The sequence below is a fragment of the Bacillus sp. UNC437CL72CviS29 genome, assembly GCF_000482345.1.
Taxonomy (GTDB): domain Bacteria; phylum Bacillota; class Bacilli; order Bacillales; family Bacillaceae_G; genus Bacillus_A; species Bacillus_A arachidis.
In genome coordinates, this window is record NZ_KI535303.1 from 291,393 (window position 1) to 307,469 (window position 16,077).

A 16,077-nucleotide genomic window follows, 5' to 3' on the forward strand; every position below is an offset into this window, starting at 1 on the left:
AAAAAGAAAGGTCTGAACGAAATAATACATTCAGACCTTTCCTTCTTAATCTTCCATCGTTGATAAATCACCTGTCGGTAAGTTTAACTCCCACGCTTTTAACACGCGTCGCATAATTTTACCACTTCTCGTTTTCGGTAATTTATCGCGGAATTCAATTTGTCTCGGCGCTGCATGAGCTGCTAAGCCTTTTTTCACAAATTGACGAATCTCTTCTTTTAATTCATCAGATGCTTCATATCCTGCGCGTAGCGCGATAAATGCTTTAATAATTTCACCGCGCACTGGGTCTGGAATACCAATTACACCCGCTTCTGCTACTGCAGAGTGTTCAATTAATTTACTTTCTACTTCAAATGGGCCAACGCGCTCACCAGACGTCATGATTACATCATCAATACGTCCTTGGAACCAGAAGTAGCCATCTTCATCCATATAAGCAGAGTCACCCGATACATACCAATCTCCTGGCATAAAGTAAGACTCATATTTTTGCGGATTGTTCCAAACAGCGCGCATCATTGATGGCCATCCCTTAGCAATCGCTAAGTTCCCCATTGTATATGGCGGCACTTCATTCCCTTCATTATCAACAATTGCTGCCTTCACACCTGGAATTGGTTTCCCCATTGAACCAGGGCGAATTTCCATACAAGGATAGTTACAGATTACTTGTCCTCCTGTTTCTGTCATCCACCATGTATCATGAATTCGAAGGCCGAATGCGTTCATTCCCCAGCGAATTACTTCTGGGTTTAATGGTTCACCAACACTTAGTACGTGACGTAGTGCTGATAAATCGTACTTCTTAATTTCTCCGTCGCCAGCTCCCATTAACATGCGGAATGCTGTTGGTGCACTGTACCAAACTGTTACACCGTAATCTTGCAACGCTTCGTACCATGCCGCTGGGCTAAAGCGACCTCCTAAAACGACATTTGATCCACCTACTAACCACGGTGCAAAAATGCCGTAGGCAGTTCCTGTCACCCAGCCTGGGTCAGCTGTGCACCAGTATACATCGTCTTCTTTTAAATCGAGCACCCATTTTGCCGTTTGATAATGCTGCACCATCGCATTTTGCGCATGGAGAACGCCCTTTGGCTTCCCTGTAGAACCGGACGTATAATGAAGAATTAATCCATCTTCGCGGTCTAACCATTCAATTTGCAATTTATTAGAAGCTTGTTCAAATAATGGATTAAACGCAACAAGTTTTCCGCCTTCTTCTACATTCTCTCCAACAAGAAAGACTGTTTTTAACGCTGGTAAATCATTAAGCGGAACACGCTCTAACAATTCAGGTGTTGTAATTAGCACTTTTGCTTCGCTATCTTCTAAGCGATCTCGTACTGCTCCTTCCATAAATGCTTCAAATAACGGGCCAACAATCGCTCCTAATTTCACTGCACCGAGAAGTGCAAAATATAATTCTGGTGAACGCGGCATAAAAATAAAGACGCGATCGCCTTTTTCTACATCACCATAGTTTTTCAGGACATTTCCCGCTTTGTTGGAGAACTCCTTCATTTCTTTAAACGTATATTTCTCTTTACGCGATCCGTCTTGATAATACAGGGCCACTTTATTTTTTCGATCAGATTTCGCATGTCTATCAATTGCCTCATATGCCATGTTTACTCGGCCTGTTTCAAACCAAGAAAAGTTTTTATTAACCTCTTCCCAGTTGAAATTTGCATATGCTTCTTTATAATCAAGCAAATTATTTTTTCCTTTAATAACAGGAAGTGTTTCTACTTTCATACTTTACATCCCCCTCCTATGTATTCTATTATCTATTATAATAACATTATTTAAAATTTTCAGTATTTTTGTTGATTTTTAGACAAATTTTTACTGACAAAATTCGATTCACATCGCATATACTGTAAGATACGATATAAAGTAGATTCACAAACCCTCAAGGTGGTGAGCAAAACATTGATTCATAAAAAAATATATAATGCAAGAAACTTAAAAACAGCAAAAGGAACCTTAATTATCGAAGGTCCTGTGTCCACCCATAATCTTGAAATGTATGAATTTCATCCAGATTTAGTTGCATTCCGTCCTGCCGAACAACAATATAAAGCAATTGTCGAAATTTCTAAATTACCAGAAGCTCGTCTCATTATTGCTAGACATGATCAAACGATTGTTGGCTATGTTACATACCTATATCCGGATCCATTAGAACGATGGTCAGAAGGAAAAATGGACGATTTAATTGAACTTGGAGCAATTGAGGTCGTTCCAGCATTTCGCGGATGCTCTGTTGGAAAAAATCTATTAGAAGTTTCTATGATGGATGATCATATGGAAGATTATATTATATTAACGACTGAATATTATTGGCACTGGGATTTAAAACAAACTGGTTTAAATGTTTGGGAATACCGAAAAGTGATGGAGAAAATGATGAATGCTGGTGGCTTACAATGGATGGCAACGGATGACCCAGAAATTTGTTCTCACCCTGCTAACTGCTTAATGGTCCGCATTGGCAACCGTGTTGATACAAACTCCATCCAAGCATTTGACCGCTTACGCTTTCAAAATCGGTTTATGTACTAAGAAAGGGGGCATATGGAATGATTGTAGAAGAAATTATGAATCATGATGTAATTACACTGCAACCAGATGACACAATTGAAACCGCAATTCGAACAATACGTACAAAGGGCATTCGTCACATTCCAATTGTTGGTCATAACAACAACGTAGTCGGCATTATTTCCGACCGCGACGTACGTGATGCAAGTCCCTCAATTCTCGATGAAGAAGTTTCAAAGGATATGCTTAAGCAACCGATTCAATTAATTATGAAACAACCTGTTATGACATGCCATCCTCTCGATTTTGTTGAGGAAATTGCAACGCTATTTTTTGAAAATAAAATCGGCTGTCTTCCTGTTACAAAGGGTGGTAAACTTGTTGGAATCATATCGGAATCCACAGTATTGCATACACTCGTCAAGCTAACAGGTGCTCATCAACCAAGTTCACAAATTGAAATTCAAGTAAAAAATGAACCTGGTATTCTTGGAAAAGTCGTTGCGATTTTTAGTGAATTACACATTAATATTGTGAGCGTTCTCGTCTATCCAGCAAAAGATGAGAATGAGAAAGTACTCGTTTTCCGCATCCAAACAATGAATCCGCTAAGAGTGATTGAAGCGTTAGAGAAAAAAGGCTACCATGTTTTATGGCCAAATATAATGGGGATGCAAGCATGACGAGCGCCTTCATTTATTCAGATGATTTTCGGGGCTATTCCTTTAGCCCTGAACATCCCTTTAATCAGCTCCGCGTTACACTCACTTACGATTTATTAGAAAAAAGCGGGCTTATTCATCCTTCTCAAGTCATTCCACCGCGAATGGCAACAGATGAGGAGATTGCTTTCATTCATACAGAGGAATACATAAATGCGGTAAAACGTGCTGGAGAAGGAAAATTAGAACAATCAGTCGCAATTTCATATGGTCTTGGGACAGAAGATACACCCATGTTTCCCAATATGCATGAAGCAAGTGCCTTACTTGTTGGTGGGACATTAACAGCTGTAGATGCCGTACTTTCAGGTCAAGTAAAGCATGCATTAAATTTAGGCGGTGGACTGCACCACGGATTCCGAGGTAAAGCATCCGGTTTTTGTATCTATAACGATAGCTCTATCGCTATAAAATATATGCAGAAAAAATATGGCTTGCGCGTTTTATACATTGATACAGATGCCCATCACGGTGATGGTGTACAATGGTCTTTTTATGATGACCCTAACGTCTGCACCATTTCACTACATGAAACCGGGCGCTATTTATTTCCTGGAACCGGTGCTGTAAATGAACGCGGCCAAGGCATGGGCTACGGTTATTCTTTTAACGTTCCACTCGATGCCTTTACAGAAGACGAATCTTTTTTACATTCTTATCGCACTGTTGTAAAAGAAGTCGCAGCTTACTTTAAACCGGATATCATTTTAACGCAAAACGGAGCCGATGCACATTATTATGATCCCCTTACTCACCTTTGTGCAACGATGCAAATTTATCATGAAATTCCAAAGCTTGCTCATGAAATCGCCAATGAGTACTGCGATGGACGCTGGATTGCGGTTGGCGGTGGCGGCTACGACATATGGCGCGTCGTTCCAAGAGCATGGGCACTCATTTGGCTCGAAATGAACAACATCCAAAACATCTCAGGTTATCTCCCTCCAGAATGGATTGAAACTTGGAAAGGACAAGCACCTACCCGACTTCCGCTTACATGGGAAGACCCTAACAACATGTATAACCCCATCCCTCGAAAACCAGAAATTGAAGAAAAAAATGCATTAACAGTGGCAAAATGCCTCGAGATTATTCGGAATAATACGAAAAAGGCTTTATATTAATTTACAAGAATAGGAGGTTTTCTCCTATTCTTTTTCATGAAAGGTGATATCTTATGTGGAAAGGACAACTCATACATACGAAACGCGGTACTTTTGAAATCTTTATAAAAGGCAGCGGAGAACCACTTTGTATTACTCATCATTACTCACAATTTAACGAAACCGGTGATTATTTTGCGGAGAGCTTTACTCTTACTCACCGTGTTTTTCTTATCAACTTGCGAGATGCTGGTCGTTCTACGAAAGCTACAAGGGAAAATGAATTAAGCATGAGTGAGACAATTAAAGACTTAGAGGCTATAAAAGAAACATTACAATTTTCATCATGGCATTTCGCTGGTCATTCTACAGGAGGGATGCTTGGACTGCTATACGCTATTACTTTCCCAGACTCCTTGCAATCCTTAGTTGTTGTCGGTGCCGCTGCTAGTAACTACACAAAAACACCAGATTGTATTTATCATCCAGACCATCCACAATTTCAATATATGCAAGACATTATCGAAGAACTGAAACTCTCTCATCTTACACAAGAAGAGCGAAGTGCATTATCAACCAAGCGAACAAAGTTATCTTTATATGAACCCGAACACTACAAAATATATTTTTCAAAACCTATTTATAAAATAATGGCAGTAAGTCGAATGAATGCTTTTGCTAAAGAATATCTACACTTTGATTTGAAAGATCAGCTTTCATCTATCATAGTAAACACATTAATTATTTGTGGGAAACACGATGTTCAGTGCCCCTTGCAATATTCAATAGAGATGCACGAAAGTATACCAAATTCTATATTTATTCCATTTGAGTATAGTAACCATTATCCTTTTTTAGAAGAAAGCAATCGTTTTGCATCTATCATTAAAACCTTCTATAAATCATTACAGCACGAAAGCAGCAAGTACTAAATCACTTGCTGCTGGTTTAAAACTTTTCTTTATTTCGCTACAAACGCCACCTGATTTGCAGTTGCCCAGCCATTCATCGGTACAACTGTATATTTCTTACCTGGCTGCAACGTTGCACCATTTTGTAAATCAAAGATTCCTACTGCTCCTTTTCGAGAAGAAAAACGATATTGTGCTTCTACTCGATTTCCATCTTCACCTTGTAATTCTACTTTTCGGCCAGCAAACAGTTCCATACTTGGATCTTTCCCTAATGTAATTTGGATTGACTTATTATCTATCGCTTCAGCGCTTTGAATCGCAAGTGGCTCAATAGTTTCCGCAGTAAAAGTCGGATTCTTAATCGTCGCCCAATCCGATGTTATTGTATACGTCACACCTGGTTGTAACGTTTGGCCAGCAGGTAGACGAAACTTAGGTGCTTGTCTGCCATCTGCGGCTTGTGTAAACGGAACATACCCTACTACAATTTGTTCTCCTGCACTTGATGTAATGGTTAGTTTTCGATCACGTAGTGAAGAAATAATTTGATATTGTTTTCCTTCTTTATCTTTATTTTCTTCATCTAATTGAAACGCTTGATCTCCTCTTCCAGCTTTGTATGCCTCAATAATGTTTGCATAATCTGTCACGCCATCTTCTAAAAATGATTCAATTTCAAACGTATCATTTGTCACTTGTTTCGCTTGGCGAACATTAATTTTTTCAGTACTCGCCTCGAATTTCTCTTTTCTTCCACCTTTATAACTCACCTTATATGCTGTACCGGGTTTTTGAACTGTAACAGGTACAATATATGTACTTGTGGCACCTGTTTTTAATCGTGGTACATTCACAATTTCTAAACCATTATCAAAAACAAAATTTTTCTTAATTGCCTCTAAATTTTCTAATTTCACCTCTTCTTTTGATAAAGGTTTAGAAAATGTCAGTTGCAATGTCATCGCGTTTAATGGCTGTAATTTTGTAATCTGCGCTTCTTGCTTCTTCTTTTCTTTTTTCGCTTCTTGTTTTGTCTCCTGTTTTGCTTCTGCTTTCGTTTCCCCTTGCGCACATCCTGTTACCATTACTGTAAAGCCAATCATAGCTGGTACTAAAAATTTTATTGTTTTCATCCTCATCAAACCTCCAAATAATTATTTTCATTTCATATTCAACCACCTCGTGCACATATAACAGATACCTGTTTCCTCATATCTTCTTATCTGTTCACTTTGTTCCTGTGATACCTATAGTAGATGGCAAGTATAAATTGCCAATAAATAAATTCTTAAAAAAAGATTAAATAAAGGTAATATATTTTTAATTCTGTTGACCTTACTTCCCTTAAACATAAAAAACCTGTCAATACTTTGACAGGTTCACTATACGTTAAAGCGATATCCAGCTCCCCACACCGTTTCAATATATTGCGGATTAGCAGGATCTCTTTCAATTTTTTCACGTAACTTCCGCACATGAACAACAACTGTAGCTAAATCTCCAGCTGAATCTAATCCCCAAATACGTTCAAATAACTGTTCCTTATTTAACACTTGATTCGGGTTCAGCACAAAAAATGTAAGTAAATCAAATTCTTTTGTTGTAAAAGCAACTTCTTCATTGTTTATGAATACTTTTCTCGCTCGTTGATCAATAGAAATCCCATGTATGTGTAACATATCTCTCTGCTTGATCATATTTCCAGACAATCTTTCATAACGGGCAATATGTGCTTTTACTCTTGCAACTAATTCGCTTGGACTGAACGGCTTTGTAATATAATCATCAGCCCCTAGTCCAAGCCCACGGATTTTATCGATGTCTTCTTTTTTAGCTGAAACAAGCAAAATAGGAATATCTTTCACAGCACGTATTTGTTTACAAATTTCAAATCCATTCATTTTTGGAAGCATGATATCTAAAATAATTAGATCATATTGTTCCTGTAAAGCGCATTGCAATCCTGTTTCACCTGAATGTTGTACATCCACGTGAAAATCATGAATCTCTAAATAATCTCGCTGTAATTCTGCAATACTTACCTCATCTTCAATTAGTAAAATCCTCTTCACTCTACTCACCACATTCCTGTACTTTTTTCAATGAGAAGAAAATACTTGTGCTTTCTCCTAATTTACTTTCCGCCCAAATCTTTCCGCCGTGTTCTTCAACAATTTGCTTTGCAATGGCTAAACCAAGTCCACTTCCACCTGTACTAGAATTACGGGATTGTTCTGCACGATAAAAACGTTCAAAAATATATGGAAGTTTATCAGATTCTATACCCAATCCATTATCTGTAACTCTCACAATTACCGCATTCTCTTCATCTAATAATGTAACCGTAATTTCTTTCTGCGGTTTATCCATGTACTTCACACTATTATGAATTAAGTTGGATATAACTCGTTTTACTTTCTCACGATCAGCTATTACATAGAATTGCGAAGCTTTAAGTGATTGTAAGTGCAAGTTAATTCCATACTTACTCAAGTCCATTCGCATTTCCTCTATTAAATCTTCCATAAACGTATACAGTTCTATCGTTTCAAATTGAAATGGCACACGATTCAAATCTAATTTTGAAAATAAAAAGAGTTCATCAATAAGTATATCCATATGTGTTGCTTTTGTATAAATTGTTGTTAAGTATTTGTTCATCTTCTCGGGTGTATTTGCAACTCCATCTTTTATTCCTTCTACATATCCAATAATAGATGTAATGGGTGTTTTTAAATCATGGGAAATATTCGAAATAAGTTCTTTTCGATTCTCTTCATATTGTGCTTGCACTTCAATTGATTCTTTTAGTTTCTGCCTCATTTCTTCAAATGCTTGGTTTAATTGACCAATTTCATCATGAGACGTAACTGGAATTTGAAAATGTAAATCCCCTTCTTTAATTCTTCCAGTTGCATCCTTCAATATAAGAATAGGCTTTATTACACTTCTTGAAACGAAATAACTTAATAATCCAATGATGAAAATAGCCAACAGTAATAACGATATAAATAATATGGGAAATAGCTTTTCGGTTAGTTCCACATACGAACTTTGCTTATTCAATACAAATATACTTCCTTCTTCATTATGAGGAAAATAAAAATCAAACTTTACGTAGCGATAAAATGTGTCATTTAATTCAACCGTACCACGACTATTAATATTCGTTGCTTCAAATTTCGGAAGAGCTTCTTTTAAATTAGAACTTCCAATTGCTTTTGACGCATATGAAATTGCGTCTCCTTTTCTTACAACTATTTTCACATCTTCTTTCTCTAATGACGGCATCATGGCTTCATCTAATAGTTGTGATTGATTCTGCTTAGCTGCTGATTTCAATTCAAGAAAAGCATTTTCTTCCTCTGGTGTCAGTGGCCTTTGAATATACGAACTCTTATAGAAATTTTTCACTGACTCCAAATTCCCTGTTATAGAAAAAATAATCAAAAAACCCATAACTAACAACAGAGTAATTGAAACAAAAATAACTGCAATATAAGACAACAGAAACCTTGTTTTAATAGACATGACTCAATTCCTCACTTTATAAACTTTCCTATGTTATTCATAAGCATAAGAAGATATTTCCGAATACTCAAGCGATTTTATAGTTATTTTAGCAGCAGTTTATGAAAAATTAATATTTATATTTTAAGGTATAAAATAAAACGGATACATTTTTCAGAATTTACTTTCATTCCCATTTTCTCTTTATTTCTAACAAAAACTTCTATAGAATATGTTGATAGGAATTATAAATTTTATACTGAATCGTGGAAAGGATGGGTATTACACATGTTGAACGAATTCAAAAAGTTCGCTTTAAAAGGGAATGTTATGGATTTAGCTGTCGGGGTTGTAATTGGTGGTGCATTTGGTAAAATTGTTTCTTCATTAGTAGCAGATGTTATCATGCCATTAGTTGGATTACTACTTGGAGGAATAAACTTCACAGGGCTTTCCTTTAAATTTGGAGGCGCTGTTGTAAAATATGGTGCGTTTATTCAAACGGTTGTTGATTTCTTAATCATCGCATTCTCTATCTTCTTATTCATTAAGCTATTTAATAAACTAGCATTCAAAAAAGAAGAAGAAAAAGTAGAAAAAATTCCAGAACCAACAAAAGAAGAAGTACTTCTTGGCGAAATTCGCGACTTATTGAAACAACAAAATGCTTCAAAAGACAACGCATAATTGAACGGACAAAAGGCATGCCCCTCGTGGGACATGCCTTTCTTTATATTTTATAACGTTTCCGAATTCATATGAATGAATAAAATAATACCAGCAACCACGAGTACCATAATCGAACCTGCAAATAGTGTAATCGCAACAAATACGAGGCCCGTGCTTACATTGACTGAAATACTTTCAATAAAAATAGAAGCTACATACGTGATAAGGGCAATTCCTGCAAGAATACTTCCTGGAACAAAGCGCTTTAGGCCATTTTGTTTTAACGTCATATATGCAAAAAAAGCGGTCATACAAAGCGTAATTATCCAAAGAATAATCATCTCTTCCCCCCCACAAGCCTTTTCTTTCTATTATACATGACATTGCGTAATTATAGGGAAATTTGATTTTGGATCATGTACAATACAGGGGATAATAATCTGTGTAATACGGATGAACTATGGGCATTTATTGAAAATAATTAAGACTTTATTTTTATTTACACAAATAAAAGAACCAGTTATGTTGGGCAATAGAAAAGTGCAGAGTTTTGGAGGTTTCCACTCATAACTCTGCACTTTTTTCTTCCTTTAAGACAATTCATGTAAACGAATGACACGCGAAAAATAAGGTAAGATATCTTGATTATGTGTCACAACCACGATTGTTTTTCCTTTTTTATTTAATTGTTCCAAATACTGCAATATTACTTTTTCATTTTCGGCATCTAAGCTAGCAGTTGGTTCGTCTGCTAGTATTAAATCGCTTTCTTGTAGGATTAATCGTATGAGTGCAATTCGTTGCTGCTCTCCACCACTTAATTGATAGACCATTTTTTCTTTCAAATGAGATAGTTTAAATTCATTCAAAAGCACATCGATTTTTTCGATTTTCTCCTTTTTGCCTAACTTCTTGTATTCTAGGGCTAAATTTAAATTCCATTTTACCGTTTCATCATCCACTAACCCATAATTTTGAAATAAATAACCTATCTTTTCTCTTCTGAACATCATCGCTTCTTTCGAATGAATCGACGGATTTTTTGTATCAAATAACAATAAATCCCCTTTGTCTTTTTTCGTAATTAAGCCAATAATATTTAAGAGTGTCGTTTTTCCTTTTCCACTTTCTCCAGTAATTGCAATCATTTCACCATTCTCTACCGTTAAATTAACATTTGAGAGTACTTCTTCTTTCTCATATGTTTTAGACACGTTCACGAGTTTTATAATCTCCATCTTTATCCACCTTTAACGATTTTGTGAATATCGTTTTTAATAATCTTTTTGTATAAATATAATAAAACAATAAAATCTATTACGAGTATGCAAATATAGAAAGGAACGTTAAATTCTATAAATATATTCATAACGATCATACTTAGCAACATCGCATATACGATCAAATGTAATTTAAATGTTTTCATTATACTATAGCCATACATATATTGAATTGCGTACCTTTTACTATTCGATATGATATCCACATAATTTGAAATACAAATTACAAAGATTAATGTGAATAAGAATAGTGACGTAAAGACTAAAGAATTGTACATAATAAATTCTACAAAATGCACTTTATCCATATAAGGCGTTAACAGCGTGCCAACATTTACGAGTTTATTCAAATGATGCTTCGCAAGTATTTGGTTAAATTCATCTCTTTGGTTTAAATGAAAATAAACGTTACCCGAACTTAACTGATCATAATAATATAAGCTACCAAAGTTTCCTTGATCGATCATAATAATTGTATCTTTAAGTTTCATATCAGAATCATCTTCAGACATATTTTTACCTAACAATTCATGTTCTTGATTATTAGCAATGTAGATAACTTCTACATTATCAATGTTCTTCGAGTCGGATTTAGGAATTCCAAAATTTTCATTATAGTTCAGCAACTGATTGTATTGTTCAATATACATCTTTTTAATTTTTGATTCCTCGGACTTATACTTAGTTGGCACCAGGATAGTAGGTTTTGTTACATGGAAATTTGTTATTTTCGCTCCTGTTTCATTCTTAATTTTCATAAAATCATTTATATATCTTTCATTAACTACTATGTAATTATCTTTTATAGAAGTATATAAATCCTCTTTTGTTAATCCGTTCATTTCTAAATATGTTGGTTTTAATAATTCGAGAATGTAAGCATCACTCACGTATAACTTTTCTTGTTCATCAAAATGACGATACATTTTCTGAACAGCATCACCATATTCTGCGATTATTTTCGGATTTTTGCGTGCTTTTTCATCCTCATTAGAGTTAAAGCCATTCGATGTAAAATACCCCTCTAATTTCGTATAACGCTCTAAATCTCTCGACTTAGCTTTATATTCTCTGTAATTCGAGATAAACGAGGAAACCGAAACTGTGATAGATAATATTAGCAGGATTTTAATTACATATAAAATATAATTTAATCTGTTCGAATATACTTTGTTCTTTATCATCAAATTTATATCGATAAATCTTAAACTAATTTGCGTAAATAGTAACATGACAACATTTATTACGATCACTAGTACTAAAAACACTAACAATAAATAAAAATAACGTGATACAACGCTACCAACGAATACATAATATAGAAAATGAACACCTAACGTAATAACAAGTATCACGCTTTCCATCACTATAAAATCTTTTAATGACGCTTGTACCATTTTAAATTTCGAATAACCGAGCATCTTTTTAATCGCATTTACTTTGATTCTTGTAAATGTGTAAATCACTAAAACCAATTGTGTCAGTATAAAGAGAATGACAAAGTTTAAAACATTGTATGTAACAATTTGACTATAAGCAATATCATTATGATACGGGTTAATAGTAATTCCTATTGCCTTTGATAAATCATTTAATCGATCCAATGATAAATTCGTATAAAACACGCCATTACTATCAACAAAATCTTCTTTTGTTAATGGGTGATAATTTAAAACTGTATCAGATGAAATTGATTTCGGCTTATTTATATCTTTTTCTTGACTATGATATATATCATAAATAAACTCATTATGCTTAGATACAGGTGTTTTAACGAGTTGTAATTGACACGTATTATTCGACAAGCATGCCGAATTCATTTTCTCATATAACTCGTTCAATTTATGCCCTGAAACATCTTCTACAATGTAACCATCAAGAGATGAATCTCCTAAATTATTCAACTCATATATATCATAAACAGATTTATTAAATATATAAGATAGCAGAAATAGCTGCCCAATTAGAAAGATAAACAATAGTTTTTTCATACTATCCTCCTGCACATCATATTCAATCCGAAAGTATTGTTAGGAAGGGAAAAGGGCAAAAATTTTTAAATATTATCTTTTATAATAATCGTAATGTGAAGTTTCATCACAATACCATTTTCTGTCCGCATCTTTATAGGCTTGATCTGCTTTCCATCCAGATGAATATGTGTTGCCACAAACTTTTACAGCTGCCCATACCATATATTTATTATTATTAGTAGGTATCGCATCTCTAATATCAGAGTATACTTTTGAATCTGTTTGTCCGCCTTTATAAATTAACTCCCCATTCGCTACTGATGCTGCCGAAACAATTCCTACCGGGATTGCAAACGTAATGATTGTTAAAAACGCAATGATAACTCGATTCATTTTTTTCATCGTATCCACCCCTATATTTATTGTCCCTTTTCCCCGCACTCAATATAACATAATTTCAAAATTTGTGATTTTTTTCTAAAAATGGAAAATACAACTTTTCTCAATAGAACAAATATTGACAAAGCACGTGTAAACTAAAATATTCTAATAAAAACCTTACAAAAAATAGATACGATAGCATTTTTATTTCCAAGTTTTCTTTTCAGTATTATATTAAGATATCATTCCACCCGTGAGAGAATCGTTCCAAAAGGCATAAATTTCACTAATCATTGTTGTAATATACTTTTCACTTGTGACCCCAATCCAATCTAATACAATAAAACGTTAAAAGAACAAAATGAATGTTTTTCAACCTGAAATGTATGAAAACATGTCCTACGCAGAATTCCAACATATCTCCATTATCAATGGTCTCATCGATTACATATCGACTTCCATCGTAAGCTAGTATCATTTATAAAAGGAAGCATGGATAATAAAAAAACTCACAGCACCACGCTGTGAGTTTTCCTATTCTTACTTCGTTGAATCTCTAAATTGAATACGATGAGGTAAGATAACTGTATGATCTTCTACTTTTTCTTTATTCATATATTTTGTTAACAGACGCATTGCTACTGCACCGATGTCATACATTGGTTGTACAACTGTTGAAAGTTGCGGGCGTACCATTAACGCAAGACGTGTGTTGTCAAAACCAAGTACTTCTACATCTTCTGGGACGTTTAAACCAACGTCTTGTGCTGCATGAATTACACCTAGTGCCATTTCATCTGAAGATACAAAGATTGCTGTTGGTTTTTCATCAAGTTCCCAAAGCTTTTCAAATGCTTCTAGACCTGAATCGTATGTGTAATCTCCATCAATTACAAGATTTTCATCATAAGCGATACCTACTTCTTCTAAAGCTTTTTTGTAACCTTGTAATTTCTTTGCACTTCCCGCTTTATCAATGTAAGGACCTGATACGAAACCGATACGCTTATGGCCTTGTTCTAGGAAATGCTTCATTGCATCATAAGCAGCTTGTGTATAATCAATATTTACTGATGATGTTTCATTTTCCTCATCAAATGATGCTGCTAAGACGATTGGTACTGGAGACTTTTTAAATTCTTCTACATGCGTATCTGTAATATCTTCACCCATGAATACAATACCATCCACTTGTTTACCAAGCATTGTATTTAATAAATGAAATTCTTTTTCTCTATTTTGGTCAGAGTTACTTAAAATGATGTTATATTTGTACATTGTTGCGATATCTTCGATTCCACGTGCAAGTTCTGCATAAAACGTATTAGAGATATCTGGAATAATAACACCTACTGTTGTTGTCTTTTTACTTGCTAGTCCACGTGCTACTGCATTTGGGCGATACCCTAAACGATCAATTGCTTCTAATACTTTCTTTCTTGTTGTAGGCTTTACATTCGGATTACCGTTTACAACACGTGATACGGTTGCCATCGAAACGTTTGCTTCGCGCGCTACATCATAGATTGTTACGTTCATCTCTTCACACACTCCTTCTATATATATTATCTATCCTTATGTATCGGTTCACTTAAATGAAAAAAAGACATCAACTCTATTTGAAGATGTCACTCCCGAGTCCTTTTACTAATGATACGATAAAAATACAGGCTCATACAATATTTTCCCGCAAAAGTTTCGAAAAAATTCGCTTCTTTTCTCCTATTTTCGTATTTTTCATGTAAAAAAGGATATTTCCCGCAAAAAAGTCTATGCAACAAGTATCGCATAGACCTTATAAGCACTTCTGATTATCTAGCACGAAATGCTTTTAGCTCTTTCATAAACTCATTGAATTCTGGAATATCCATTTGCTGCGCTGAATCTGATAATGCAACAGCTGGGTCTGGGTGTACTTCAGCCATAACCGCATCAGCACCAATTGCCATCGCTGCTTTTGCAGTTGGTAATAAGAGGTCACGTCGCCCTGTAGAGTGTGTTACATCCACTACGACAGGTAAATGTGTTTCTTTCTTCAAAATAGGCACAGCGGAAATATCTAGCGTATTACGTGTTGCCTTTTCATAAGTTCGGATGCCGCGCTCACATAAAATAATCTCTCCGTTACCTTGTGCGATAATATATTCTGCTGCATACATAAACTCTTCAATCGTTGCTGATAAACCACGCTTTAATAATACTGGTTTGTTCACCGATCCTGCCGCTTTAAGTAATTCAAAGTTTTGCATATTACGAGCTCCAATTTGAATCACATCAACATAATCTAATGCCATTTCAATATCATTTGGATTTAAAATTTCACTAATAACCGCTAAATCATATTCATCCGCCACTTGACGTAAAATCTTCAAGCCCTCTAAGCCAAGACCTTGGAAATCATAAGGAGATGTACGAGGCTTGAATGCACCGCCGCGCATTAGCTTTAATCCGTGCTCCTTCATTGCTTCAGCAACTAGGCGCACTTGCTCGTAACTTTCCACCGCACATGGTCCCATAATAAAATGCGGATTGCCATCACCAATTTTTTCACCTTTTATATCAACAATTGTATCTTCTGATTTTCTCTTACGTGAAACAAGAAGCGCTTTACGGTGATCATCTTCTTGTAATTCTAAACCTGTTTGAAAAATTTGTTTGAAAATATGTTGAAGAGTCGATGTTTCAAACGGCCCATCATTCTTCTCAGCGATTAAATCAAGCATATTACGCTCACGTACAGGATCAAATCGTTTCACACCTTGCACTTCTTTTAATTTACCGACCTCTTGAACAAGACGACCTCTCTCGTTTAGTAATTCTAAAATTTGTAGGTTTATTTGATCAATTTGAGAACGTAAAAGATCTAATTCTTGTGATGCCATAAGATAGCCACCTCTTTCAAAGTTGTATATATATGAAATTACCTTATTATCGTAGTTAAGATAATTTATTATATCCGATAGATGTTAGGT

At 35.1% G+C, this 16,077-nt stretch carries 15 protein-coding genes; 5 read left to right on the top strand and 10 right to left on the bottom strand.

The window, feature by feature from the left end:
- Nucleotides 1-45: 45 nt before the first annotated feature.
- Nucleotides 46-1,764, bottom strand: coding sequence for an acetate--CoA ligase (gene acsA / locus M014_RS0122465; RefSeq protein ID WP_026593694.1), 1,719 nt, complete (start codon nt 1,762-1,764; stop codon nt 46-48).
- Nucleotides 1,765-1,941: 177 nt separating this feature from the next.
- Between acsA and acuA the strand changes: the two genes are divergently transcribed.
- The 4 genes from acuA to M014_RS0122485 are packed head-to-tail and all read left to right on the top strand — an operon-like array spanning nt 1,942 to nt 5,310.
- A complete protein-coding gene (gene acuA / locus M014_RS0122470) occupies nt 1,942-2,574 on the top strand; it encodes an acetoin utilization protein acetyltransferase AcuA (protein WP_026593695.1) in 633 nt (210 codons plus the stop codon).
- Between the two features lie 17 nt (nt 2,575-2,591).
- Entirely contained in the window at nt 2,592-3,236 is a 645-nt protein-coding gene (locus M014_RS0122475; protein ID WP_026593696.1) for an acetoin utilization AcuB family protein, read from the top strand.
- Nucleotides 3,233-4,399: an acetoin utilization protein AcuC gene (locus tag M014_RS0122480; protein ID WP_081811109.1), complete on the top strand. Its 1,167-nt coding sequence runs from the start codon at nt 3,233-3,235 to the stop codon at nt 4,397-4,399. Before M014_RS0122475 ends, M014_RS0122480 begins: the two co-directional genes overlap by 4 nt.
- Before the next feature lie 53 nt (nt 4,400-4,452).
- Nucleotides 4,453-5,310 (top strand): alpha/beta fold hydrolase, encoded by an 858-nt coding sequence (locus tag M014_RS0122485; protein ID WP_026593698.1) that lies wholly within the window; start codon nt 4,453-4,455, stop codon nt 5,308-5,310.
- 29 nt (nt 5,311-5,339) lie between these two features.
- On the opposite strand, the gene M014_RS0122490 is transcribed toward M014_RS0122485, so the two are convergent.
- From M014_RS0122490 to M014_RS0122500, 3 genes are all read right to left on the bottom strand, one after another.
- Entirely contained in the window at nt 5,340-6,425 is a 1,086-nt protein-coding gene (locus tag M014_RS0122490) for a hypothetical protein (RefSeq protein WP_026593699.1), read from the bottom strand.
- 249 nt (nt 6,426-6,674) lie between these two features.
- A complete protein-coding gene (locus M014_RS0122495; RefSeq protein ID WP_035415654.1) occupies nt 6,675-7,364 on the bottom strand; it encodes a response regulator transcription factor in 690 nt (229 codons plus the stop codon).
- 1 nt (nt 7,365) lies between these two features.
- The gene (locus tag M014_RS0122500) at nt 7,366-8,823 is read right to left on the bottom strand and encodes a sensor histidine kinase (RefSeq protein ID WP_026593701.1); all 1,458 of its coding nucleotides are present in this window, start codon (nt 8,821-8,823) and stop codon (nt 7,366-7,368) included.
- Nucleotides 8,824-9,090: 267 nt separating this feature from the next.
- Between M014_RS0122500 and mscL the strand changes: the two genes are divergently transcribed.
- Complete coding sequence (gene mscL / locus M014_RS0122505; RefSeq protein WP_026593702.1) at nt 9,091-9,489, top strand: large conductance mechanosensitive channel protein MscL; 399 nt, start codon at nt 9,091-9,093, stop codon at nt 9,487-9,489.
- Between the two features lie 50 nt (nt 9,490-9,539).
- On the opposite strand, the gene M014_RS0122510 is transcribed toward mscL, so the two are convergent.
- From M014_RS0122510 to M014_RS0122535, 6 genes are all read right to left on the bottom strand, one after another.
- Entirely contained in the window at nt 9,540-9,812 is a 273-nt protein-coding gene (locus M014_RS0122510) for a DUF3917 domain-containing protein (RefSeq protein ID WP_026593703.1), read from the bottom strand.
- 249 nt (nt 9,813-10,061) lie between these two features.
- Complete coding sequence (locus tag M014_RS0122515) at nt 10,062-10,709, bottom strand: putative bacteriocin export ABC transporter (RefSeq protein ID WP_026593704.1); 648 nt, start codon at nt 10,707-10,709, stop codon at nt 10,062-10,064.
- 2 nt (nt 10,710-10,711) lie between these two features.
- Nucleotides 10,712-12,742, bottom strand: a complete 2,031-nt coding sequence (locus M014_RS0122520; RefSeq protein WP_026593705.1) for a hypothetical protein — start codon at nt 12,740-12,742, stop codon at nt 10,712-10,714.
- Nucleotides 12,743-12,814: 72 nt separating this feature from the next.
- Nucleotides 12,815-13,126: a hypothetical protein gene (locus M014_RS0122525; RefSeq protein ID WP_026593706.1), complete on the bottom strand. Its 312-nt coding sequence runs from the start codon at nt 13,124-13,126 to the stop codon at nt 12,815-12,817.
- Nucleotides 13,127-13,645: 519 nt separating this feature from the next.
- On the bottom strand, nt 13,646-14,644 hold the full coding sequence (gene ccpA / locus M014_RS0122530; protein ID WP_026593707.1) for a catabolite control protein A: 999 nt from the start codon (nt 14,642-14,644) through the stop codon (nt 13,646-13,648).
- A gap of 272 nt (nt 14,645-14,916) precedes the next feature.
- Complete coding sequence (locus tag M014_RS0122535; protein WP_026593708.1) at nt 14,917-15,987, bottom strand: bifunctional 3-deoxy-7-phosphoheptulonate synthase/chorismate mutase; 1,071 nt, start codon at nt 15,985-15,987, stop codon at nt 14,917-14,919.
- Nucleotides 15,988-16,077 lie beyond the last annotated feature (90 nt).

Excerpts from the sequence above, each read along its gene's own strand:
- acsA (WP_026593694.1), bottom strand. The coding sequence starts at position 1,764 with ATGAAAGTAGAAACACTTCCTGTTATTAAAGGAAAAAATAATTTGCTT.
- M014_RS0122475 (WP_026593696.1), top strand. The coding sequence starts at position 2,592 with ATGATTGTAGAAGAAATTATGAATCATGATGTAATTACACTGCAACCA.
- M014_RS0122480 (WP_081811109.1), top strand. The coding sequence starts at position 3,233 with ATGACGAGCGCCTTCATTTATTCAGATGATTTTCGGGGCTATTCCTTT.
- M014_RS0122485 (WP_026593698.1), top strand. The coding sequence starts at position 4,453 with ATGTGGAAAGGACAACTCATACATACGAAACGCGGTACTTTTGAAATC.
- M014_RS0122490 (WP_026593699.1), bottom strand. The coding sequence starts at position 6,425 with ATGAAAACAATAAAATTTTTAGTACCAGCTATGATTGGCTTTACAGTA.
- M014_RS0122500 (WP_026593701.1), bottom strand. The coding sequence starts at position 8,823 with ATGTCTATTAAAACAAGGTTTCTGTTGTCTTATATTGCAGTTATTTTT.
- mscL (WP_026593702.1), top strand. The coding sequence starts at position 9,091 with ATGTTGAACGAATTCAAAAAGTTCGCTTTAAAAGGGAATGTTATGGAT.
- M014_RS0122510 (WP_026593703.1), bottom strand. The coding sequence starts at position 9,812 with ATGATTATTCTTTGGATAATTACGCTTTGTATGACCGCTTTTTTTGCA.
- M014_RS0122515 (WP_026593704.1), bottom strand. The coding sequence starts at position 10,709 with ATGGAGATTATAAAACTCGTGAACGTGTCTAAAACATATGAGAAAGAA.
- M014_RS0122520 (WP_026593705.1), bottom strand. The coding sequence starts at position 12,742 with ATGAAAAAACTATTGTTTATCTTTCTAATTGGGCAGCTATTTCTGCTA.
- M014_RS0122525 (WP_026593706.1), bottom strand. The coding sequence starts at position 13,126 with ATGAAAAAAATGAATCGAGTTATCATTGCGTTTTTAACAATCATTACG.
- ccpA (WP_026593707.1), bottom strand. The coding sequence starts at position 14,644 with ATGAACGTAACAATCTATGATGTAGCGCGCGAAGCAAACGTTTCGATG.
- M014_RS0122535 (WP_026593708.1), bottom strand. The coding sequence starts at position 15,987 with ATGGCATCACAAGAATTAGATCTTTTACGTTCTCAAATTGATCAAATA.